The sequence below is a fragment of the Sporosarcina sp. PTS2304 genome, assembly GCF_003351785.1.
GTDB lineage: Bacteria > Bacillota > Bacilli > Bacillales_A > Planococcaceae > Sporosarcina.
The window spans coordinates 202,350-225,092 of sequence record NZ_CP031230.1; the positions used below are offsets into that span (position 1 = coordinate 202,350).

21 protein-coding genes are annotated in these 22,743 nt (G+C 40.5%); 9 read left to right on the forward strand and 12 right to left on the reverse strand.

The window, feature by feature from the left end; all coding sequences use genetic code 11:
* Nucleotides 1–117 precede the first annotated feature (117 nt).
* On the reverse strand, nucleotides 118–1,065 hold the full coding sequence (locus DV702_RS00790; RefSeq protein WP_114922992.1) for a C40 family peptidase: 948 nt from the start codon (nucleotides 1,063–1,065) through the stop codon (nucleotides 118–120).
* 292 nt (nucleotides 1,066–1,357) lie between these two features.
* Here DV702_RS00790 and DV702_RS00795 point away from each other — a divergent pair, with 292 nt between their 5' ends.
* On the forward strand, nucleotides 1,358–2,461 hold the full coding sequence (locus DV702_RS00795; protein ID WP_114922993.1) for a glycosyltransferase: 1,104 nt from the start codon (nucleotides 1,358–1,360) through the stop codon (nucleotides 2,459–2,461).
* A complete protein-coding gene (gene murJ / locus DV702_RS00800; protein WP_114922994.1) occupies nucleotides 2,458–3,741 on the forward strand; it encodes a murein biosynthesis integral membrane protein MurJ in 1,284 nt (427 codons plus the stop codon). The genes DV702_RS00795 and murJ overlap by 4 nt, the downstream gene beginning before the upstream one ends.
* A gap of 212 nt (nucleotides 3,742–3,953) precedes the next feature.
* On the opposite strand, the gene DV702_RS00805 is transcribed toward murJ, so the two are convergent.
* The gene (locus DV702_RS00805) at nucleotides 3,954–5,546 is read right to left on the reverse strand and encodes a SulP family inorganic anion transporter (RefSeq protein WP_114922995.1); all 1,593 of its coding nucleotides are present in this window, start codon (nucleotides 5,544–5,546) and stop codon (nucleotides 3,954–3,956) included.
* A 233-nt stretch (nucleotides 5,547–5,779) separates the two neighbouring features.
* Between DV702_RS00805 and DV702_RS00810 the strand changes: the two genes are divergently transcribed.
* On the forward strand, nucleotides 5,780–6,517 hold the full coding sequence (locus tag DV702_RS00810) for an SDR family NAD(P)-dependent oxidoreductase (RefSeq protein WP_114922996.1): 738 nt from the start codon (nucleotides 5,780–5,782) through the stop codon (nucleotides 6,515–6,517).
* A gap of 54 nt (nucleotides 6,518–6,571) precedes the next feature.
* Here the strand turns inward: DV702_RS00810 and DV702_RS00815 are convergent, their stop codons facing one another.
* Complete coding sequence (locus DV702_RS00815) at nucleotides 6,572–7,264, reverse strand: C40 family peptidase (protein WP_114922997.1); 693 nt, start codon at nucleotides 7,262–7,264, stop codon at nucleotides 6,572–6,574.
* Nucleotides 7,265–7,533: 269 nt separating this feature from the next.
* Here DV702_RS00815 and DV702_RS00820 point away from each other — a divergent pair, with 269 nt between their 5' ends.
* Nucleotides 7,534–9,420, forward strand: a complete 1,887-nt coding sequence (locus DV702_RS00820; RefSeq protein WP_114922998.1) for a sensor domain-containing phosphodiesterase — start codon at nucleotides 7,534–7,536, stop codon at nucleotides 9,418–9,420.
* A 53-nt stretch (nucleotides 9,421–9,473) separates the two neighbouring features.
* Here the strand turns inward: DV702_RS00820 and DV702_RS00825 are convergent, their stop codons facing one another.
* Genes DV702_RS00825 through DV702_RS00835 form a run of 3 tightly spaced genes read right to left on the reverse strand, consistent with a single transcriptional unit; the run spans nucleotide 9,474 to nucleotide 11,797 of the window.
* Nucleotides 9,474–11,126, reverse strand: coding sequence for a b(o/a)3-type cytochrome-c oxidase subunit 1 (locus DV702_RS00825; protein WP_114922999.1), 1,653 nt, complete (start codon nucleotides 11,124–11,126; stop codon nucleotides 9,474–9,476).
* Between the two features lie 3 nt (nucleotides 11,127–11,129).
* Nucleotides 11,130–11,630 carry a cytochrome c oxidase subunit II gene (locus tag DV702_RS00830; protein WP_114923000.1) on the reverse strand — a complete coding sequence of 167 codons (501 nt, stop codon included), beginning with the start codon at nucleotides 11,628–11,630 and terminating at the stop codon, nucleotides 11,130–11,132.
* A 26-nt stretch (nucleotides 11,631–11,656) separates the two neighbouring features.
* Entirely contained in the window at nucleotides 11,657–11,797 is a 141-nt protein-coding gene (locus tag DV702_RS00835; protein ID WP_240315659.1) for a cytochrome c oxidase subunit 2A, read from the reverse strand.
* A gap of 350 nt (nucleotides 11,798–12,147) precedes the next feature.
* Here DV702_RS00835 and DV702_RS00840 point away from each other — a divergent pair, with 350 nt between their 5' ends.
* From DV702_RS00840 to DV702_RS16740, 3 genes are all read left to right on the forward strand, one after another.
* Nucleotides 12,148–12,852: a glucosamine-6-phosphate deaminase gene (locus DV702_RS00840; protein ID WP_114923002.1), complete on the forward strand. Its 705-nt coding sequence runs from the start codon at nucleotides 12,148–12,150 to the stop codon at nucleotides 12,850–12,852.
* A gap of 197 nt (nucleotides 12,853–13,049) precedes the next feature.
* On the forward strand, nucleotides 13,050–13,511 hold the full coding sequence (locus tag DV702_RS00845) for a C40 family peptidase (protein WP_114923003.1): 462 nt from the start codon (nucleotides 13,050–13,052) through the stop codon (nucleotides 13,509–13,511).
* Nucleotides 13,512–13,616: 105 nt separating this feature from the next.
* Nucleotides 13,617–13,850, forward strand: a complete 234-nt coding sequence (locus DV702_RS16740) for a hypothetical protein (protein ID WP_162805681.1) — start codon at nucleotides 13,617–13,619, stop codon at nucleotides 13,848–13,850.
* A 68-nt stretch (nucleotides 13,851–13,918) separates the two neighbouring features.
* On the opposite strand, the gene DV702_RS00855 is transcribed toward DV702_RS16740, so the two are convergent.
* From DV702_RS00855 to DV702_RS00865, 3 genes are read right to left on the reverse strand one after another with little or no spacing between them, the layout of a single operon-like run.
* Nucleotides 13,919–15,514 carry an IS66 family transposase gene (locus DV702_RS00855; RefSeq protein ID WP_114925495.1) on the reverse strand — a complete coding sequence of 532 codons (1,596 nt, stop codon included), beginning with the start codon at nucleotides 15,512–15,514 and terminating at the stop codon, nucleotides 13,919–13,921.
* Between the two features lie 60 nt (nucleotides 15,515–15,574).
* Nucleotides 15,575–15,934: an IS66 family insertion sequence element accessory protein TnpB gene (gene tnpB, locus DV702_RS00860; RefSeq protein WP_114922868.1), complete on the reverse strand. Its 360-nt coding sequence runs from the start codon at nucleotides 15,932–15,934 to the stop codon at nucleotides 15,575–15,577.
* The gene (locus tag DV702_RS00865; RefSeq protein WP_114923005.1) at nucleotides 15,924–16,271 is read right to left on the reverse strand and encodes an IS66 family insertion sequence element accessory protein TnpA; all 348 of its coding nucleotides are present in this window, start codon (nucleotides 16,269–16,271) and stop codon (nucleotides 15,924–15,926) included. Before DV702_RS00865 ends, tnpB begins: the two co-directional genes overlap by 11 nt.
* Nucleotides 16,272–16,330: 59 nt before the next feature.
* Here DV702_RS00865 and DV702_RS00870 point away from each other — a divergent pair, with 59 nt between their 5' ends.
* Nucleotides 16,331–16,684, forward strand: a complete 354-nt coding sequence (locus DV702_RS00870) for a hypothetical protein (RefSeq protein WP_114923006.1) — start codon at nucleotides 16,331–16,333, stop codon at nucleotides 16,682–16,684.
* On the opposite strand, the gene DV702_RS00875 is transcribed toward DV702_RS00870, so the two are convergent.
* Both DV702_RS00875 and secA2 read right to left on the reverse strand, forming a co-directional pair.
* Complete coding sequence (locus DV702_RS00875; protein ID WP_114923007.1) at nucleotides 16,681–17,589, reverse strand: accessory Sec system S-layer assembly protein; 909 nt, start codon at nucleotides 17,587–17,589, stop codon at nucleotides 16,681–16,683. The two genes, DV702_RS00870 and DV702_RS00875, sit on opposite strands and share 4 nt — an antisense overlap.
* Nucleotides 17,586–19,955, reverse strand: a complete 2,370-nt coding sequence (gene secA2, locus DV702_RS00880; RefSeq protein WP_114923008.1) for an accessory Sec system translocase SecA2 — start codon at nucleotides 19,953–19,955, stop codon at nucleotides 17,586–17,588. The genes DV702_RS00875 and secA2 overlap by 4 nt, the downstream gene beginning before the upstream one ends.
* Before the next feature lie 292 nt (nucleotides 19,956–20,247).
* Between secA2 and DV702_RS00885 the strand changes: the two genes are divergently transcribed.
* Nucleotides 20,248–21,291, forward strand: a complete 1,044-nt coding sequence (locus tag DV702_RS00885) for a glycosyltransferase family 4 protein (RefSeq protein ID WP_114923009.1) — start codon at nucleotides 20,248–20,250, stop codon at nucleotides 21,289–21,291.
* A 367-nt stretch (nucleotides 21,292–21,658) separates the two neighbouring features.
* On the opposite strand, the gene DV702_RS00890 is transcribed toward DV702_RS00885, so the two are convergent.
* A complete protein-coding gene (locus tag DV702_RS00890; RefSeq protein ID WP_114923010.1) occupies nucleotides 21,659–22,690 on the reverse strand; it encodes an LCP family protein in 1,032 nt (343 codons plus the stop codon).
* Nucleotides 22,691–22,743: the final 53 nt, after the last annotated feature.

Here is a 22,743-nt window from a genome sequence, read left to right on the forward strand (position 1 = left end):
GTGTTGAAAAGTGATTACTAGTTGTTTCTTCTATAATTCACAAATTTATAAAATTCATTAATTTAATTCTTTATAACCAAAAAATCGAATGTTCATAGAGAACATTCGATTTTTTGGTTATTTAGTAATACTATTTATGAATGAATGTAAATGTTTGATAGTTACTTTATCATCTAATCCATATTTACCGTCACCGTATCCACTAGTAACTTTGTTGTGATAAAGAGTGTTTATATAGTCGAAAGCCCAGTGATCTTTAGGAACATCTGTAAAGTTAGCTGGTGTAGATCCTTGTAATTCAAAAGCTTCTACTAGAACTTTAGCCATTTGGCCGCGAGTCAATTCTTTATTTGGATTGAAGTTCCCTTGGAAACCAGAGAAAATATTCGCTTCTGCCACAGCTGAAATTGCATGATAATGTGGATTTGACTCATCAACGTCTTTAAATGTTAAGTTAACAGTAGATTGATCAAGTCCTAGTGTGTCTGCAAGTTCTTGAGCAACTTCTGCACGTGTAGCGTAGATCACTTCTTTTACAGGTGATACTACCGCAACTTGTGTTTCAGTTTTCACAGGTTCTTGTTCTTTATCAATTGTCGTATCATTAGTATTTTCAGGTTCAAATTCGGTTACACGACGAGCGCCCATATAGCGACTTTTCCAATAGTATGGATCGTTTAGTGAAGATACCATAACCCCTTTGCTTACAGAAGCATGAATGAAGTTATTTGATCCTATGTATATTCCTACATGCGAAACACCGCGACCTGATGTATTGAAGAAAACTAAATCTCCAACTTCTAAATTACTTTTTGAAACCGGTGACCCAACAGCAATCTGTTGACCAGTAGTTCGTGGCAATGAAACGCCTTCTTTATTGAACACATATTGTGTATATCCTGAACAATCAAACGCTCTAGGAGTTGTCCCGCCTAATAAATAAGGAGTTCCTAAATAGTTGCGAGCTGTGCTAATTAATGATGTTGGTGAGTTTGCGGACGCAAAATCTGGTGCGATGGATAAGAGTAAAAAACTCGCCAAGACCAGAGACAATAGACGTTTCATGCTGTTCTCAAATTCCCCTTTCGCACAATCAGTGTTGTGCTTTGTAATCTAGGAATATATTAGCACTTATAAACATGAGAATTGTTACATTTATATTACAAGAGGATTACACGGGATACTAGATTTGAAATGTTAGTAAAAACTCCTATACAGTAGTTTCAATAGGGTGAATATCGCGAAAAATCAGTTACCTATTATTGCGACTTTCTATCTGCGCTGTTTATGGTATAATCATTCAACGTATAAAAGAGCGGACCTATTCATATGGAAAGCTATAAAGGATGAGTTATAAGTGACAAAAGTAATAGTCTTTAGTAATATGTATCCTGCTGCGCAACATCCGACTTACGGGATATTCGTAAAAAATCAAGTTGATTTACTTAAAAATAGTGGCTATGACGTAAAAGTGATCGCGATTCATGAACCAGGAAAAGGCAAGTTCGAAAAAATAACGAAGTATCTTTCATGGGGGATACATTCTCTATCTTATTTAATGAAACATAGAAAATCTATAAGCATGACACATGCACACTATGCATTTCCAACCGGTATGATTTCACTAATAGGAAAAAAATTATTCAATATTCCTTATGTAGTAACCGTTCATGGTGGAGATTTAGATAAGATGGCTAAAAAGAGCGCGAGAATTGCGAAGTATACTAAAAGTATTCTGCAAGGTGCTTCTCAAGTAATAACGGTAGGAGAAAAGTTGCGCAACGATGTGATTGAAGATTACGGGGTAGCTCCGCAATTTGTCGAGGTTATGAGTATGGGCGTTGACACAAACGTTTTTAAACCGATGGGTCAAGAAGAGGTTCGACTTCTATTAAACGTACCTCTTAATGAACAGGTACTAATTTATGTAGGGAATGTGATTGAAGCAAAAGGGATTATTGAATTACTCGATGCATACAAACAGCTAAAAGAGACGTATGAAGATCTTCTACTATATATAATAGGTTCTCAGAAAGATCAGCGCTTTGTTGAAATAGTGAAAGAGAAAATTGCCAGCGAAGCAATATCGGGTGTAGAGTTTAAAGATCCGGTAAGTCAACAAGAACTAGCAAAGTGGATGGCAGCAACCGATGTTCTTGCATTGCCATCCTACCAGGAAGGGTTCGGATTGGTCGCATTAGAAGCTCTTTCCTCAGGCGCAAAAGTGGTTGCGACGAACGTTGGCGGGCTTCCTTATTTATTGAAAGATGGAGTTGGCATCCTCGTTGAGCCGCGTAGTGCTGTTTCACTTGCAGAAGGGATAGCTCATGCTCTGTCGAATGAAGTGACTCGATCACAACATGACATCACCCAACAAGTGATTCAGCAACATTCTTCTGAAGTGATCGTCAAAAGATTGGGCGAGATCTATCAGAAGAATGGAAAGGGAACTTTGAAATGAGTAAATTATTCAAGATTATTGGCGCTGTTGCAATTATTAATATTGTAGCGAGACTTTTTGGTTTCGGTCGGGAGGTAGTCATCGGTATTCAATACGGTACTTCCACAGTAGCCGATGCGATTGCGACAGCTTATTCTATTCCAAACTTTATTTATTTAGTACTCGGCGGCGCATTAACGACTGCTTTTATCTCAGTCTATCATTCCTCGAAAATGAGCAAAGAACTTTATGTACGTAAGGCATTCACTACCGTGGCCGTGGCTGCAACGCTTGTGACCGTACTATTAGTATTGTTTACGGATCCAATTTTGAATCTCTTCTTTAGCAGATTAAGTGGAGAAGACTATCAATTAGTTAGAAATCTTTTTCTATGGATGATGCCATCATCTATTTTACTAGTTGTTTCAACGTGGATGAGTGGTTTATTAAACATTAATGACCGCTTCCAGTTATCTAGTTTGGCTATCCTTCTATATAATGTAGCGTTTGTGGCAGTCGGTTTTCTTTTAACTGGATGGCTAGGACCTGAATCGTACGGTGCGGGTGCGTTGGTCAGTGCGATTCTAATGGGCGGTTTTTTATATTGGGGAATTAGACGGGCGAAGTTGCCTTCACTGAAACCTTCATTTGGAATGCCAAAAGATATTAGAAGAATGTGGTGGTTGGCATTGCCAATTTTATTCGGTGGCGCTTCTTTGCAGTTCTACTACATCATTCACCGAATTGCGGCAGATGGAATAGGGGAAGGGGCTATTTCTTCTATTAACTACGCTTCCAAGTTGACAGGCTTTCCGCAAGCGATTTTAATGACGGCTGTTACGACAGTCATCTATCCGATGCTTGCGAAAAAGGAAGGTGAAGGTGATACGCAAACGATCAAGACGCTTTATAAAAAAGGTATGCTGTACATGGTCGTATTACTCGTGCCGGCCACAGTGTTTTGTTATGTCTTTGCTGAGCCTTTAATACGTCTGATATTTGGTTATGGTAACTTTGACGAAACATCCGTTATGTTGACGGTTCCTGTTTTTAAAGTATTTGCGCTGTCGATGTTCTTCTTGGCTGCGAATACGTATGTTACGCGTTTTTATTATGCAAAGGGAAATTCGGTCATGCCGATCATCTTTAGTTTGATTAGTGTTTTCGGAATTAACATTGCCATCATTTATGCGTTTGTGGATCAAATCGGTGCTCAGGCGATTGCGTATGGTACGGTTATTAGTGCCGCCGTAAACTTTTTGCTGCTGGCGGGTTATGCCCGGTTGAAATGGAAGTTATAAGTTTTCATCAGCCCCTCTACTTAGTAGCTGGGGTTTTTGCTATATAAGTAGATTTTTTGATAGTGTGGTTTGTGAAAGCTGTGGCTAGTGCAGGACTAGTTGAGGTCGTTACTGAATGATCGTTCACTGAATTCATCTCGGCGCTGGTGGGAGGCAATCCCCCACGCGCACGAGCGGTAACAGAAAGCTGAACCCTCACTAATCAACTCACGTCAAAGCATAAAGAAGTTATCCTTGCCGATCTTCTCGTACAATCCACTTCTTTTAAATAAATTCACCTTTTCTGCAGGTACCTTTTTGAAAATCAGACGCTTATTACTTCGATGCGCTTCATCAAGCAACGCCGACAGAGCGGCTTCACCTGTTGCGTCCAGAGCCGTTAAATTCTTCAAATCGAAAATAATCGTCGGTTGCTTCACATTCAACAACTCCACGTAACGATCCTCAAAACTTTTAGCCGTTCCGAAAAACAATGGACCCGACATTTTATATTTAATCAATTCATTCTGTGCATCATCTGCTAACTTAAACTTCTCAACGTCTGTCAACTTACTTTCCTTAATCTCAAGCGAACCACTCATCTTACGTAAAAATGAAAGGGCAGCCAATAAAATACCGACCTCTACAGCAATCGTTAAATTTAAAAAAATCGTTAAAAGAAACGTAGTCAAAAGTACGAGTGAATCTCCTGACCGTAAAGAAAGAATTTGGATAAACGCTTTTCGTGAACTCATATTCCAGGCAACGAACATTAAAATAGGTGCCATCGCAGCCAATGGAATGTAAGAAGCATAAGGAGCGAACAGTAGTAAAAACGCTAGAACGAATAAACTTTGCACCACACCTGAAATGGGGCTAACTGCGCCTGACCCGATGTTAGTAGCAGTACGTGCGATAGCCCCGGTAGCCGGAATTCCACCGAAAAGGGGAGTGATGATATTTGCAATACCTTGACCGAATAACTCTTTCTTTGAATCGTGTTTAGGAACATCGCTTTTCATACCGTCAGCCACTACTGCGGAAAGTAATGACTCGATCGCTCCGAGCGCTGCGATAATTAGAGCGGGCTGCCATAACGTCACTAACTTCGAAAGTGTAATCTCTGGAAAATGTAAACTAGGCAAGTGTTGGGGAATCCCGCCAAATGCAGTCCCGATCGTCTCTACTTTTCCTGGGAAAAACACTATAGAACATACAGTAGGAATTAATAGCGCTATCAGCAATAGAGGAACTTTAGGCGCTAATTTAGGCAGTATGAAAATAACGAGTAAACCGATAATAGCTGTTAAAATACTATACGTATTAACGGTATGAAAATTTCGGATGATTTCGCTCATACTTTCGTGGAAAAATTCTTTCTTTTCTACACCAGTCAAACCAAAAAAGTTTTGAAACTGTCCTGTGAAAATAATTATAGCGATACCAGCTGTAAATCCAATTGTTACAGAACGAGGGACGAAATGAATTAAATTACTGACACCTAGTAGTCCCATAATAACGAGGAATACACCAGCTAGAAATCCAGCGATTAATAAATCTTCGTAACCGTATTGCAGAACAATAGCTAGCAATATCGGTATAAACGCACCGGTAGGACCAGCTATTTGGAAACGTGATCCTCCTAGTAAAGCGACTATGAGTCCTGCGATAATAGTGGTATACAACCCATATTCCGGTTTCACACCCGAGGCAATTGCAAAAGCCATCCCAAGTGGAATGGCTACAATTCCAACAGTAATCCCCGCGATCAAATCCCGCCGGAAACCTGCTGCATTATAATGGAGGTAACGCTGATCTTTGAACATATTTGTTCACTTCTTCCACTTGTAGTATATTTCTAATAATTACAATTATATCTTACACTTTATAATTATACAAGGTGTGTATAATTATAAAAGTATGCAACTGTCAAATGAATACAGTAAATATTCTACTTACTAGTTAAAGAATATAACGCTTTTGACTGTAGTTCAAAATTGATTTTAAACTACTTTAGTGTTAAAGTATATAATAAATACTGCAAAGGGAGAGATGGATAATGGGTAGATTACAAAATAAAGTAGCATTCATTACTGGCGGAGCTTCAGGTATGGGTGAAATGATGGTGAAGCAATTCGTTGCAGAAGGTGCTAAAGTGATTGCGGCTGATATTAACGAAGCGGCTCTTGAAGAAAAATGGGGCGGTCAAGAAGAAATATTCACGGTAAAACTGAATGTAACTGCGGATGAAGAATGGGAAGTTGCGATGAAACAGGCAGTTGAACATTTCGGCAAACTTGATATCTTAATTAACAATGCGGGAATCTCCACTGAAAAAGGTATCGATCAAATTACAATTGAAGATTGGCGCAAGCTGTCTGACATCAATAGTTTTGGTACATTCTTAGGTATGAAACATGCAGCTCGTTATATGTCTGAAGCAAAAACAGGCTCAATTGTTAATATTTCTTCTTATACTGCTTTGATCGGAATGGGATTAAACCCTTACTCTGCTTCAAAAGGTGCGGTTCGTGCTATTTCTAAAGCAGCAGCAGCGGAATACGGAAAAGATGGTATCCGTGTCAATACTGTGTTCCCAGGTGTAATTGAAACACCGATGACGCAGAGTTTAGAGTCTTCTAAAGAATTATTAGGTATGCTTATTAAAATGACGCCGCTAGAACGTCTAGGGCAGCCGGCAGATGTAGGCAATGCGGTATTATTCCTAGCATCAGATGAAGCGTCTTACATTACAGGTGCTGAGCTTGTAATCGACGGTGGCTACTCTGCCAGATAAGAAGTAGAATAAAAAGGTTGTCCTTTTCGTTGAAAACGAATGGACAACCTTTTTTTATTTAATATCGATAAACCGCTTATAACCCATAAACCGCAAATTCCAATAAGAGGAATCTAAAGAAGCGATCGCAATTCCTTTATCTCCAGCGTGAATGAATTTATTGTCGCCTAAATAAATACCGATATGTGAAATACCCGGACGATACGTATTTTGGAAGAATAATAGATCACCTTCTACTGGCTCAGTGATAAAAACAGAGCGATTGAAAAATCCGATCGTATCTAGTCGTGGAACTTTTACGCCCGCTTTATTGTAGACATAGTAAATAAATCCACTGCAGTCAAATCCTGCAGGTGTTACACCAGCCCAAACGTACGGAATACCTTGCAATGGCATAGCTGTATCGATTATTCTATTCATTAACTCACTATTGTCTGTTACGGAATTTTGATTGTTCGTTGTATCTATTGTTGGCTTTGCGCTATGTAATGAATTAATAGAAGAAACAGTTTTAGAACCAGTAGCTTTATTTTCAACAATTAACTTTTGGTTTACTTTAATAGAGTTAGAAGTAAGTGAATTTAAACGTTTTAGTTCATCTACCGTAATTTTGTGTTGGGTAGCAACTTTATACAATGTATCACCAGGTTGCACGGTGTATGTCTTTGATGCAGCATTTGCACTTCCTACTGAAATACTAGCTGCAAGCATCAAAGAGGCCAGGGCAGCGAGAGCGGTTTTCTTCATTTTAATAATCTCCTTTAAAATTTTTTAGTACTTTGTTCTAATTTCGAGCATTATATAAATCAACCGATGAACCTAGTATACATTATGTTTCTGAAGTTTAAACGTATCTAAAGAACCTAAATAAAAATCAAATTCATAGTCTTTGTACCTATTGTGACATTACTGTTTGTTCGGACTGTATTATAGTGTACTATTGATATATAAGAACTATGTGATAACGAAATACAAGGGTTTAAACTGGAATGAAAATGTAGAAAGGTGGTGCTTTTTTGCAAAGATATGATGAGACTATTCGTAAAATCGATGCTATACGTAAACAACAAGAACAAATATTTGAAAAAGCTAAAAATCACGCTGTGAATTCCGATACCATTAAAGAAACATTGGAGAAACTATGCGCTGAAGTCTCTGCTATTATGAAGTGTGATCGTGTGAGCATTTGGCTTTTCAATGAAGAGAAAACTACTCTTCATTCGCAAAATACTTATATTGATGAAACGAAAGAACATAGGATAGATGAAGATTTAAGTGATGATGTATATACTGCATATTTTGAAGCAATCCAAAGTCAACGTACATTGGCAGTGGACGACATAGAAAATAATAAAGCAACGAAGGAAATTGCTGAAAAGTTTTTTCATAACTCCGGCCGGTATCATTCACTTTTGGATGCTTGCATTATTTTAAGTTCCGGTGTTGGGGGTGTACTTTGCTGTGAATCAAAGAAGCATCGTACCTGGAATACATTTGACCGAATGATCGTCTCGGCTATAACGGATATGTTGTCATTCTTTTTTGATCGATTGAGCCGCATTTCTTTTGAAGAAAACTTACATAGGTTAGCCTTTGTGGACGAACTTACGGAAATGAATAATTATAATGCATTCCTTACGCAAGTTGAGTCGGTATTACCAACAGTTGATAAGAAGCAAGAAGGAATATTTGTCTACATGACGATTGATCAGTTCATTGAAATTCATAGTGTGTTTGGACCGGAACTAGCGGATAAGATTATTGAAATTGTAGCTGAACGATTCAAGCAAACATTCGATCGTCCGTATTATGCAGCTAGAATTGCATTTGATCATTTTGTCATATTCTTACCATACGATCAGAATGGGGAAGCGTTTAATAACAAAATGGAAAAACTATTGAAGAAATTAAATGAGCCTATTCTAATCGCCAATCAAGAAGTCTATTTAACGTTTAGTTATGGACTCGCCTATTATCCTAAAGACGTACTTACACCGTTGGAAGGTGTTCAGGCTGCGCGTTTTGCATTAGAAACGAGCAGACATATAAACTCAAGAAAAAGCATTGGAATTTACAATACAGAAAAGCATAATCATATGAAGCAGACGATGCTATCCGAGATGAATATGCGAAAAGGATTGGATATGAATGAGTTTAGGTTGTTCTATCAGCCACAAGTGGATTGTAAAACAGGGGAAATTCTAGGTTTTGAAGCACTTATCCGCTGGCAACACCCACAAAGGGGACTCATATATCCAAATGAATTCATTGATCTCGCTGAGTCAACAGGTTTTATCATTTCTATCGGCGAGTGGGTTATAATACAAGCGCTCGACCAATTGAAGAAAATGAAGACGTGGGGAATGGATCATTTAACGATTTCCGTCAATTTATCGCCACGACATTTTTTGCATAAAAATCTACCGCAATTTTTACGAACTCATAGTGAACGTGCTCAAGTTAATCCGAAAAATTTATTGCTTGAAATTACGGAAAGTGTGGCGCTCGAAAGTCATGACGCTGTAAAAGAACGAATTGAAGCATTGTCTATATTAGGGTTTACAATTTCAATAGATGATTTTGGAACCGGTTACTCTGCGTTTATTTATTTGCAAGCCTTTCCGATTACTCAATTGAAAATTGATATGACTTTCATTAAAGAAATTGAATACGATGAGAAAAGTCGGGCAATTGTGAAAGCGATTATTCAATTAGGTAAAACACTGAATATCCGAACGATTGCAGAAGGAATTGAGACGAAAGGACAATGGGATATTTTAAGACATAAAGGTTGCGATGAATTGCAAGGATACTACTTTGCTAAACCGCTTCCTGAAAAGCGTCTGAATGAACTTCTTCATATTCATAAGGATCACTCTCCGTTATATTTGCCAAAGAAATAGCAAATGAAAGAACCTTGAATCCAATGAGTGTGGATTCAAGGTTCTTTTGTACGTTACGAACGACCAATCGGCCAATCGAATGGAATGGAACCTGGAGGAGAGTGCTTAATAATATCGATCATCGGAATCGTGTATGCAAATAAAATTAACGCGATTGTAATACCGATCCATAAATACCAGTTTTCCAATATTTTCGGAGTCTTCTCGGCGTCCATTTCTTCTTCAGCAATCGGATATTCCTCGTATCCGCGTGGAGCAAAAAATACTAACTGGATGAATATATAGAACATCAACAGTATACCGATGAATAAAATCGTCCCACCGATCGCTTGAGTGATCTGATAATTGATCCACGTGGCAACTTGTTCACCGCCAGCGTATTCAGAGAAGTTAGAACGACGTGGTCCGCCGAGTAATCCTTGAATATGCATAGACGTTGACATAATCGCCATACCAATAGTCCAGATGAACGTTTGAATGATCCCTAGTTTATTTAATCTAGGAGTTAGACGTCGACCCGTCAAATGCGGAAGCAACCAATAAGCGATACCGAAATACGTTAGAATAACCGTAGTAGCAATCGTTAAGTGGAAGTGTCCTGTAATCCAAATAGTGTTATGGACTAAAGAGTTTACTTGGTGAGATGCGTTAATAATCCCACCTGCACCACCAGGAATGAATGCAACCATCCCGACAAAAGGTGCCAAGAAGCGTACATCTTTCCAAGGAAGATGTTTAAACCATCCAAATAAAGAAGTATAGCCTTTATTCCGTCCTGTAATTTCAAATGTAGCAAATAGCGAGAAAGCAGTCATTAAAGATGGAATGACAACCATGAATGTAAGAACTACTTGAATGAATTTCCAAGTCGGATCAATACCAGGCTCAGTTAATTGGTGGTGGAATCCAACAGGGATAGAAAACATTAATAATAAGATAAATGATAAACGTGCCAATGAATCACTGAAAAGTTTGCCGCCGATTATTTTTGGAATGATCACATACCATGCCATATACGCAGGTAACAACCAGAAGTAAACAAGTGGGTGACCGAAATACCAAAATAGTGTGCGTGTCAATAGTACGTTGACAGTCGCAACATATCCTAGCGACCAAGGTAAAATTAGAACAACAACTGAATACGCAACACCTAAAGAAGCAACGACCCACATGATCATATTGATGACAACCATAAATGCTAGTAGTGGAGACTTTTCGCCTTTATGTGCTTTCTTCCAAACATATAATTGACGGAAGTTAACAAATGCTGCAATCCAGCTACCAATAATAACAAGAGCCAAACCGATATAGAAAATAGGATGTGCACGAAGTGGTGTATAGAATGTATATAATACAGAAGCTTCACCTGTTAAAATCATCCATGCAGCCAAGACAGTACCAACAAGCATAACCCAGAAGGAAATCCAGCCCCACTTCATTTGTTTATCAGAAATTCCGACAGTTTTCCCCATCAAAGTAAATTGGAACCCGACGATGAAAAATGTAGTTAACACGAGTCCGAGTATAACACCGTGCGTGGTTAAAATCGTGTAATAATCTATGTTAAACGGTAACTTATACTTACCCGAACGGACGAGTGTCTGTAAAAGTCCCATTAACCCACCGACTAAAAGGGAAATGAATGTGACGTACATGAAAGATAGATACAGTCTAGATTCTTTTTTTGAGAAATTAAATATTTCCATTGGTTAATACACCTCCACTGTACCGAACATTAAGTGATGACCGATACCGCAATATTCATTACAGACTACCGTAAATTCACCAGTATTCTTCATTACAGTTTCGTAGCGACTTATATGTCCAGGTTCAACCATCATATTGACATTCGTCCCGGCTACTTGGAATCCATGAACAACGTCTTTACTTGTAATTTGAAAAAGGACAGTGGAACCTTTAGGAATGCGAATCGTCTTAGTAGCGGTTCCGTCTTGTTCTTTACCAAAGTCGTAGTTAAACGCAGAAGCGACCATATTAACGACATACTTTCCATCGGCTACTTCTGTCAGCCCAAGATTTTCAGGCTGGAATGATTCGTGAGCTTCCACGTTTTGCGGATCAATTGTTTCGATGTGACTTTGTGGATGCGTGCCTTTCCAAAATGCCGCAAAGCCGATAATTAATAAGAATAGAACTAAAGACCCTAAGCCGAATGCAATCCAAATTTTTTCGTATTTATGCAGATGCATATTTTTTCCTCCTTCACTGCGTATGATTATCTAGACAAGAATAAACCGTAAATGCCGAACCAAAAGACAAGAATGATGACACCCAAAATCATTACCATGATGAATGTGCCTTTTAAATTTACGTCTTCTTTCGTTTGCTTTGTAGAAGAGTTCACTTTCTTGCTCAATACGGCCACCTCCTCGTTGAAATAAGTCTTACGTTTATAATAATCTGCAGAACGAAATAAAAAAGTAGGGGAAATCCCTATGAATTAACTATTGCGTAAAGTGTTCACAATATGTTCAACCACTTTACATGTGATTGACATACACAAAAGTTGTTTTTTATGCATGTGTACAAGGTAAAACGGACTAATATGTTAAAGAGATTAAAGTAGACGGTTAGTTGCACAACACTTTATTATTCCTCCGAGACTATTGAAGAAGGTAGACGCGAATAAATGATTCAAATCTTGACCATATGTATTTTTGAAATTACAATATAGTAAGGTAAAACCTAAGAAAGCCGGTGTAGGAAATGGAAAACGTAAAGTGGATCACAGTTACAAGTCCTGAAGAGGGCGCGAAAGAAGTATATAAGGTAATTGAGGAAGAGTTGCAAAACAATAGATTGCACGTCCTGGGGCTAGCGACAGGCAGCACAATGATCCCGGTATATCAAGAATGGATTCATTCAAATCTGGACTTTTCAGAAGTCACAGCATTCAATTTGGATGAATATGTAGGCATAGGTGCCGATAATCCGAATAGCTATGCCTATTTTATGAAACAACACTTATTCAGCAAGAAACCTTTCAAAGAAACCCATATTCCGAATGGGATGGCAGAAGATTTGGATAAAGAGTGCGAGGAGTATGAGCAACAGTTAAATGCTCATCCATTAGACATTCAGTTACTAGGGGTAGGGGAGAATGGTCATATCGCCTTCAATGAACCTGGAACATCTTTTGATTCTGTCACACATGTAGCGACACTTACGGATTCTACATTAGACGTCAACAGTCAGTACTTCGAAAATGATGAAAAGATTCCAAACATTGCATTGACGATGGGGATCTCTTCTATTAATAAGGCAGGTAAATTAATCATGGTGGCGTTTGGCGAAAAGAAGCGTGCCGCGATGGAAAAATTAAAAGCTGGAGAAGTCACAGCGGAGTGGCCGATCACAAAGTTATTACTTCATAATGACGTACTTGTGATTACTGATTTACAAATCGATTAATAGATTGTATTTGAAACAAGCGATGATTTACTCGTCGCTTGTTTTTTGTCATAAAAAGGATAATAACTTGTAATAAAACATCTATTCTTGTCACCCATTTGTTACATAACTGTAATGCAACAGATAATTTAACAATGCTAAAGTAGTTATAGAAAGTCTTACAAAATACTTACATCGTAAGAAAATTGGAGGATATCATGAATCTAGTAAAGAAAACTATTTCAGTATTAGCTATGTCTGTTTTATTATTTGTAGCACCATTTACAGGACAAGCAGAGGCTTCGAGCAAATCTGCAAGCATTTCTAAAACCGCCACAAGTCTAACGGGGATTAAATATCGCTATGGCGGAACCACGAGAGCGGGCTTTGATTGTTCGGGTTATGTAGGCTACGTATTTAAACAAAATGGTTTGAAAGTCGCGCGTTCTTCCCGAGCTATGTATGCGTCGGGTCGTGCAGTGAATAAGTCTAATTTACGTTCAGGGGATCTCGTATTCTTCAATACTACAGGTCGTGGAGTTTCACATGTTGGGATATACATAGGTAACGGTAAGTTTGCGCACGCTTCAACTACGAAAGGTGTGCGTGTAGACCGCTTGAACGATCCTTACTACTGGTCAAAGCGTTATATTGGAGCAAAGCGAGTAGCAGGAGTTTAAGAGTCGAATAGAATATGAAGTATAAAAAGCATTGTGGATTGTCAGGTAAACTGACAGTCTGTAATGCTTTTTTATTGGATAATAAAGGGGGAGTTCATAGAGTGTTTGTTCCCGCTCATAGCCTCCGCGTTTGCGCTCATAGAAAGTGCGTTCCCGCTCATAGCCTCCGTGTTCGCGCTCATAGTATCCTCGTTTGCGCTCATAGAAAGTGTGTTCGCGCTCATAGCTTCCGCGTTTGCGCTCATAGAAAGTGTGTTCGCGCTCATAGCCTCCTCGTTTGCGCTCATAGAAAGTGTACTCCCGCTCATAGCTTCCGCGTTCCCGCTCATAGCTTCGTAAGCGTCAAAAGAACCACACCTTCAAATGAGATGTGGTTCTCTTTATACTAGATAAGTATATATGTTGATTTATATTCCTTCTTTACCTTGATAACACTGTTCAGGCAAAGTCGAAGACCAAGGCATCAGTTGTTCCAACTGTTCGTCATCTGCCAGATCTAAGTTAGGCAGCTTTTCAAGAAGATACGTTAAATAGTGAGGGACATGCAGCTGATTTTCTTTCGCAGTTACGATCAGGCTGTACATTCTTGCGCTCGCTGTTGCGCCTCTAGGTGTGACCGAGAAGAGCCAGTTCTTTCGGCCGATCACAAACGGCTTGATGCTTCGTTCGGCACGGTTATTATCTATCTCCAGATAACCATCTAGAAATGGCTGCCTCAATTTCTTTTCCTGATTGACGGCATATGTTAGCGCCTCACCAAGCTTGCTTTTCGGCAGTACATCTATTCGGACAGTTTTTACCCAGGCGAAAAAAGCCTCCACTAGGGGCTCAATTTTTTTCTTGCGTACCTCAAGCCGTTCGGAAGGAGTAAGCTCCTTTATTTCTGATTCCGCTCCATAAATCTTGCCGATTTGGTTGACTGCTTCCTCTGTCAGCGTACGCCGCCTCTTCGATTTTTTCGGAATGGCGCGCAGGGCTTCATCAAATTTTCGGCGCAAATGTGCCCAACAGCCTGATAGCCGTACACTTTGCAGGCTTTCGTAAGCCTTATAACCATCTACATGAAGCGTACCAGCATAGCCTTCCAGAAATTGTTTCGGGTATTCCGATCCCCGACCAGGCTGGTAGTCATACACCACGCAAGGGACATCAAACTTCCCGGTACGGTACAGCCACATATAGGAAGTGGTAGAGGGACTGCGTCCTTTTTCACGCAAGACCTGCACACTGGTTTCGTCTGCATGAAGGTAGTCGGCTGACAAAATACGCTGTCGCATATTCTCATAGAGCGGTTCAAACCACCGATCGGACACATTCATTAACCAATTGGAGAGGGTCTGCCTTGAAAGCGGCGCGCCTGCCTGTCGAAAAACTTCCTCTAACCGATAGAGCGGCATGCCGAACAAGTATTTTTGAGTAATCAAAAATGACAGGATCGAGGGCGAGGCCATACTTTTTGGCAATACCGGATTGGGCATTGGTGCCTGAACAATCGGTGTCTGGATGCCTTCTTGATCGCAATGCCTGCAGGCATAGACTTCCCGTTCGTGTTCGACGACTTTCACTTGTGCTGGGATAACCACGAGTTCGCGGCGAACTTCTTTTTTCATGACATGCATTGGGTGACCGCAATCTAAACAAGCCTGCTCCTCTGGGGGCAAGCTGTATGTCACACTCTCCACCGGCAGATCGGCAGAGAAAGTCGTGCGTGTTTCCCGTGGAGTTTTTTTCGCAGGTGAAGATCCCGAAATCACCTCTTCAGGTTCTGAAGATGGTTCAGCAGAAGCATCTAGCAGTGCTTCTGCTTCATTAAACAATTCCATCTCCATCTGGCCTTTCGGTGCCTTTTCGCTGGAGCGTCCAAATTCCTTACTTTTTTTCAAACGAAACTGCTCCTCGTACCAAGACACCAAAGCGGACAATCTCGCGACTTCTTGTTCCAACACAGTTACACGGTCATTCTGTTCAGTTGTATGGGATGAGATCTTCTGATTAGTTTTCATAAAAGTAAAATTCGCCAAAAGCTGACAAAGTCCTTCTGCTTTTTAAAAAAACTTTGTGATTTATACGATTTTGTTTCCCAGTATACGGGGGAAGACTTTTCCTTCTTCAATAGTCAATCCATCGAGCATCCATTGAAGCTGGCGCGGGCTGATAGACGTGGTTTCTTCTTCTTGGCCGTCAGGCCAGTGAAAGCGGCCAGTTTCCAGTCGCCGGTAGTACAACCAGAAGCCATTGTAGTCCCAGTGCAGGATTTTTAAACGGTCGCGATCCCGGTTACAAAAGATAAATAAATTGGAGGAACACGGATTTGCCTGAAAGGTTTCCTGCACCTTCGCAGACAGACCATCAATGGACAGCCGCATATCCGTTGCGCCATGTGCCAGATAAATCCCCTGAATACCTTCCAGATTAATTCGCATCAGCCAACACCTCCAGTAACTCTTGTACCAGTTCGCGGTCGAAGCCGCTGCTGATCACTAATTTGTAGTCCCGATAATGAAGATCTACTGTGGAAGAAGGAAGGGCGACCGCAACAGATGACCAAGTGGTTTTGGATTCCAAAAATTCTCCTTTGCGTGTATCCTCCGGAGAGAGCCGCCTCCGTGCTTTTGCGAATTGATCATAGGAGAAATCGCTTTGTCTTCTGACCCACTCGGCCATATTTTCTCCACTTCGTCGCCACTCTTCGATGATTTCTGTCCATTCCAAATCGGTTTTACTGTGCTCAGCCAAGGGCTGAAGGGTTGGTTCATTCATTTCTCTACTTCCTTTCCAATAAGCTAGTCATAGTTTCTCATTAAAAGAGGAAGAGAGGAATGTGTCCTTCTTTTGACGCTTACATAGCTTCCGCGTTTGCGCTCATAGAAAGTGTGTTCCCGCTCATAGCCTCCGCGTTTGCGCTCATAGAAAGCGTGTTCCCGCTCATAGTATCCGCGTTTGCGCTCATAGAAAGTGTGTTCCCGCTCATAGCCTCCGCGTTTGCGCTCATAGAAAGCGTGTTCGCGCTCATAGCCTCCTCGTTTGCGCTCATAGAAAGTGTACTCCCGCTCATAGCTTCCGCGTTCCCGCTCATAGAAAGTGTACTCCCGCTCATAGCCCGCAGTCATCACATTCATAAAACAACACCACAAAAAACCGCCACGATAACAATCGTGGCGGATGCGATTTAATTTGTTGAATCCTGTGGAACACGGATAGTCCAACGGGAGAAGTCAGGCTGCTCTTTTAAAATTAATTCCTTTGGATAAATGAATGTCCAAGGGGTAGTACTATTAGCTTTTACTGACAGTGGGGGATTTAAATCAAATGTTCCCCGTGCAACGATATCACCTGTATTATCGAGAAGTTCAAGTGGAAGTTTCTCAATATTGATCTGCTTAGAGTGACCATTACGCACGAAAACAGATGCTGTGATATTGCCATCTTCTTGTGTGTTGATTTGGAAACCTGCGATATTGACTTCGCGTGGTTTTAATTTCGGCAGACCGCTCACGATTTCTGCTAGAGCTTCTTTTTGTTCGCTAGGCAGTTGCTCTTCCCATGATGGAGCGAGTTCCAATTGGTGTGGTCTCATAGAATGAACGTTGAATGCCAATTTCCAGTTTTCAGCTGGAATTTCAGGCGCGAGTTGATCTTCCTTTTTGAAAACAAACACCCATGGACGTGCGCTGCGACCTGGAATTTCACCTAATTCATTTAAATCGAACTCGGCAGAAGCTACAGTATTGCCTTCTTCGTCTAAGAGCAATAGTTCAATAGGTCCTACTGTGATGGCCTGGTCAAGTGAAGAGCGGAAAAAGGCTTTGACCAACCAGTCGCCATTTGCAGGTTCCATGTCAATATCGATACCTGATAATGAAATCTGGTTCGGTTTTAGTGGTTCAATTTCATTGGCAAGGAAACGGAACACGTACTCTTGCTCTTGTGTCAAATTCCATTCAGGGTGAAGTGATAAGGCCGTTTCGACATCCTCATCACCAGCGATACCTTGTGTAGTTTCTAAAATTTCCTCTGAACCCACCGTACTATCTAATCCGGTTTTTTCTGTCTTTTTGAATCGATTGAAGAGTTTCATTGGGAAACCTCCTCCTGTAGTTGTGTATTTAATTGCTTCATGAATGCGATAATTTCAGATGCGATATCGCGGCGCAGACGTTGATAGTGTTTAGCGAACAGTTGCAAACCTTCTCGCTGGTAAATACGCATCGGGTCTTCTTGTCCGTACGAACGTAATCCGATACCTTCTTTTAGACGCGTCATGACTTCTAAATGTTTTACCCACATGGTGTCTAAGTAGCTAAGCATGACTTGTGGAAGTAGTTGACTCACTTGTTCATTATCAGTGAATGTATTAATAAAAGCAAACAACTCTTCTAAACCTTCGTCATATTGTTTCATAATATCTGCTGTCCGATCCAATGAGTTTGGCAACTCGACAGGTGTTAGTAATAATGCGTTCATCGTCCGTTCAATTCGTTCAAAATCCCAGTTTTCCGGAATTTCATTGTCTGGACAACTATCGAGTACAACGAATTCAACTGTTTCAGAAAGCATGGTCTTTAACTTTTCGAAAATATCTTTACCTTCTAGCACGCGGTTGCGTAACGAATAAATAACTTCGCGCTGATCATTAATCACATCATCGAGCTTCAAGTTATATTCCCGCATAGAGAAGTGTGCACCTTCCACTATTCGTTGCGTCCGTTCTGTCAATTCATGGACTTCTGGATTCAATACTTTGCCATTTTCATCAGTGCGAACTTTTGTTAAAAACTTCTCTAGTTCTTCCGGAGAAAAACGGATAAACATTTCATCTTCTAATGAAAGATAGAACTGGCTCTCCCCATGGTCACCTTGACGACCTGAACGACCGCGCAACTGATTGTCCACTCGACGACTTTCATGCTTTTCAGTACCTAGCACGAATAATCCACCGTTTTCTTCCACGCCTTCGCCAAGTACGATGTCTGTTCCGCGGCCTGCCATGTTAGTAGCTACCGTAATATGTCCAGGTTGACCCGCTTGAGAAATTAGATCTACTTCCTGCTCGACGCTTTTCGCATTCAGCAAGTGGAAGTGGAGCCCTTTTTCCCGCAAATGTTTAGCGACCGCTTCGGACTGTAGGATAGAGGTTGTTCCTACAAGAACGGGCTGACCATTGGCGTGACGTGCAGCTACTTCGTTAGCGACTGCTTTGTATTTATCTTCAATAGTCTTGAAGACGAAATCGGGCGCATCGATCCGCGCACGTGGTCGGTTGGTCGGGATTTGAATGACTTCCATATTATACACTTCACGGAATTCCTTTTCTTGCGTTTTAGCAGTACCTGTCATTCCACAAAGTTTTGGATACATGCGGAAATAGTTTTGGATAGTAATTTGCGCCTGCGCTTTATTCTCATCCGTAATAGTCACGCCTTCTTTAGCTTCGATCGCTTGATGTAGACCGTCAGAGAGCGTTCTACCTTCCATAATTCGCCCTGTGAACATATCGACAAGTTCAATTTTATCTTCTCGTACAATATAATCCACATCACGTTTGAAGATTACGAATGCGCGCACCGCTTGAATGACATAATGGTAAAGGGTTTGGTGATCTAAATCATAAAGATTGTCGATTCCGAATGCTTTCTCTACTTTTTCAATCCCTTGTTCAGTGAGAGAAGTGGCTTTTGTGGCATCATCAAATTCAAAGTCTTCACCCTTTTTAAAACGTTTTGCGAGGCGGGCAGCGATATGATGGAGATCGGCATCTGCTTGCATTTTACCTGCAACAATTAAAGGTGTTTTTGCTTCATCGATCAACACACTGTCTACTTCATCTATAATGGCGAAATGATAAGGTCGCTGTACTTTTTGAGATGGGTGCTGCACCATATTATCACGTAAATAATCAAAACCAAATTCAGTTCCTACCCCATAAGTAATATCTGACTGATAGGCCGCTTGCTTTGCAGGGCCTTGCATCATTGGTACGTTCAATCCGACGGTCAAGCCGAGGAAACGGTGAATTTGACCTATTTGTTCATAATCACGCTTTGCCAAGTAATCATTGACAGTGATGACATGAACACCTTTACCTTCAAGTGCACGTACATAAGAGGGAAGAGAAGCGACAAGTGTTTTTCCTTCACCTGTTGGCATTTCCGAAATGTTTCCTTCTGTTAATACGGCACCACCGATTAGTTGCACGTCAAAATGGCGCATGCCAAGCACACGTTTAGAAGCTTCACGCACAACTGCGAAAGCATCCGGTAAAATATTCTCAATGGTTGAGCCACTTTGCAGCTGTTCTTTGAATTGCTCGGTCATACCTGATAAATCATCATCCGACATGGCGATATATGTAGGCTCTAGTGCATTGATCTGCTCTACGATTTTACGATATTTACGTAGTTGACGCTCACTAGTCCCGGTTCTACGCTTAAAAAAATTCAACATAAATTAGACGCTCCTTTTTAAATCTCTAACTCAATGAGAGATTCCTATCTATTTTACCAAAAAGACTCGCAAAAGACTATCTATAGAATAAAGCTTCTAGTAGAAGGAGCGTATATATTCATACTCTCTACATATTTAATAAAATTATGTGGAGAAGTTCATAGAATTGCCATTGTTTATGAGGGGAATTTTAGGGGATATTAAGTGCGAGTGTACTTAATGATGAAATCTAGTACCGACCGTGTTATAATGGAAATCAATATGAGCTTATTGCTAATTGGGGAGGAAAGACATGTTATTCATCGCAATGTCTGTAGCTTTTATCGCTGCTATCATACTAACACCGCTTGTCATCAAGCTTGCTTATCGGATCGGTGCGGTTGACCGTCCCAATTATCGAAAAGTACATGCGAGAATTATGCCGAGAATTGGCGGACTGGCTATTTTTGGCGCGTTTATAATCGGGTACGCTATTTTATTACCTAAAGATGAGCACGCTGTCGGAATTTTAATCGGTGCAGTCATTATCGTGTTAATTGGTTTCTTGGATGATATGTTAGAAATCACAGCGAAAGCAAAACTATCAGGTCAGCTCTTAGCTGCGTTAGTAGTTGTCCTGTGGGGCGGCTTACAAATTGAATTTATTAACTTACCGTTTATCGGTCAATTAGATTTTGGTTACTTAAGTATTCCAATTACAATTATTTGGATTATCGGTATTACAAATGCTATTAACTTAATTGATGGCTTGGATGGTTTGGCGGCAGGCGTTTCTACGATTGCGTTAATCGCTATTACAGTAATGGCGGCACTTATGGGAGATGTCTTCGTTGCAGCGACAGCATCAATATTAGCTGCTAGTTCGCTCGGATTCTTATTCTTTAACTTCCATCCGGCGAAAATCTTCATGGGGGATACGGGATCATTATTCCTTGGATTCATGATTTCGGTGCTCGCGCTACTTGGTTTCAAAAATGTTGCGGTCGTGTCATTGGTTATACCAATCATTATGTTAGGTGTTCCTATTTCAGACACATTCTTTGCGATTGTTAGACGCGTGCGTATGAAGCAGTCCATTACAGCGGCAGATAAATCCCATTTACATCATTGTTTATTACGAGTAGGGTTTTCACATAGACAAGCAGTATTGACTATATACGGAATTGCGATTTTATTTGGTGCAGCAGCAGTTCTTTTCTCACAAGCTACAGTATGGGGAGCATTGCTACTGATTTTCGTTATGCTCATCGTCATCGAGTTATTTGTCGAGTTAATCGGACTCGCAGGCGCGAATTATCGACCGTTATTGAATTTAGTACGAATGATTGGAAAGTAATTATAGAAAGCTCTTATCTGTTTGTTGCGGATAAGAGCTTTTTTATTTTGTTACGTGGATTTTTTGAAGGTGATCGGTTCACTGGATTCACTGCGGCGCTGGCGGTAGGCACCTTCGTTTGGTAATGACAGTTACAAATCGTAGTTCACTGTAGTCGATAACTATCTTTTTACTTAATATGGTCATCACACTTTATAACCTGTCCGTACTAGCGAAGAAGCAACTGTGGGGTCAACCGAAGCGGCTACTGAAAACTGAACCCTCACCAACTCCAGAACCCAAAACTAAATCGATTCACGACCCAACACCCAACACCAATTAAAACAAGCCCTCATCCTAAAAGACAAGAGCTCGTTAATCATACTATTTATTCCTGCGTCACTTCAGCAGTAATTTGAGTCGTGTTCGATTCAGTAAGTGAAGAAGAATCTGGAATCAACCCGAGGTGTGACTTTAATATTTGCCGCGTCTCCTCTAAATTACGCTCATCCAATTTATAATAATAAACACCAGTAGACATATCATCATACCCGCTAAGTGTTAGCGTATCGACTTTAGGCATGCCTGTTTTTACATACTGAATGAAAGAAAGCATTTGTTTCGAAGTCATGTCTGTCTTCATATTTTCACCAAGCGCATTGATCACATCGCCATACTTTGTCAGGGACGTAATAGAAGTAGCTTCTTTGATCATAGCTTGCAGGATCATTTGCTGACGCTTTCCACGCTCAATATCACTGTCCAATTTTCTCGTCCTAGCCAAAGCGAGTGTATGACGTCCGTCCAATCGTTGAAGACCAGGCATTAAATGTATCGCATTTTTATCATTTTCATCCTTTTCGATACGTTCGTATGGAACTTCTACTTCAACTCCGCCGAGTGCATCTACCACGTCGATAAAGGCATTGAAATTCATCTTAATATAATAATTAATCGGAATATCAAAGAGATTTTCCACTGTATCAATGGAAGCGGCAGTACCGCCAAATGCATGGGCATGTGTAATTTTATCCTTATAATTTACTTTAGGAATATACACATAAGAGTCACGAGGAATACTGACGAGTTTAATACTTTTCATCTTCGGATTTAACGTGGCTAGAATCAGTGCATCTGATCGACCATGCTCTTCTGCCTCGTGACGCGCTTCACTTTCATCAACACCGATCAATAAAATGGAGACTTTGTCTTTCGCTGGCTCTACGCGTAGCTCTGCAGGTTCTTTCTGCGCTAAAGGTTCATAAGACCGATCCAATACTTCTGCTGTCTGATTATACAGTTGATATAGATAAGCTGATACGCCAAGTGCTGCAATAAGAAATGTGAATCCGGATATTTTTAAGAAGAGTTTTGTCTTTGACTGAGAACCTTTCTTCTTTTTATATTCTTCTCTTTTCATTTTATACCTCCAAGGTGTACGGCACGAGAAGCCGCCAATGGCGAATCAAGTAA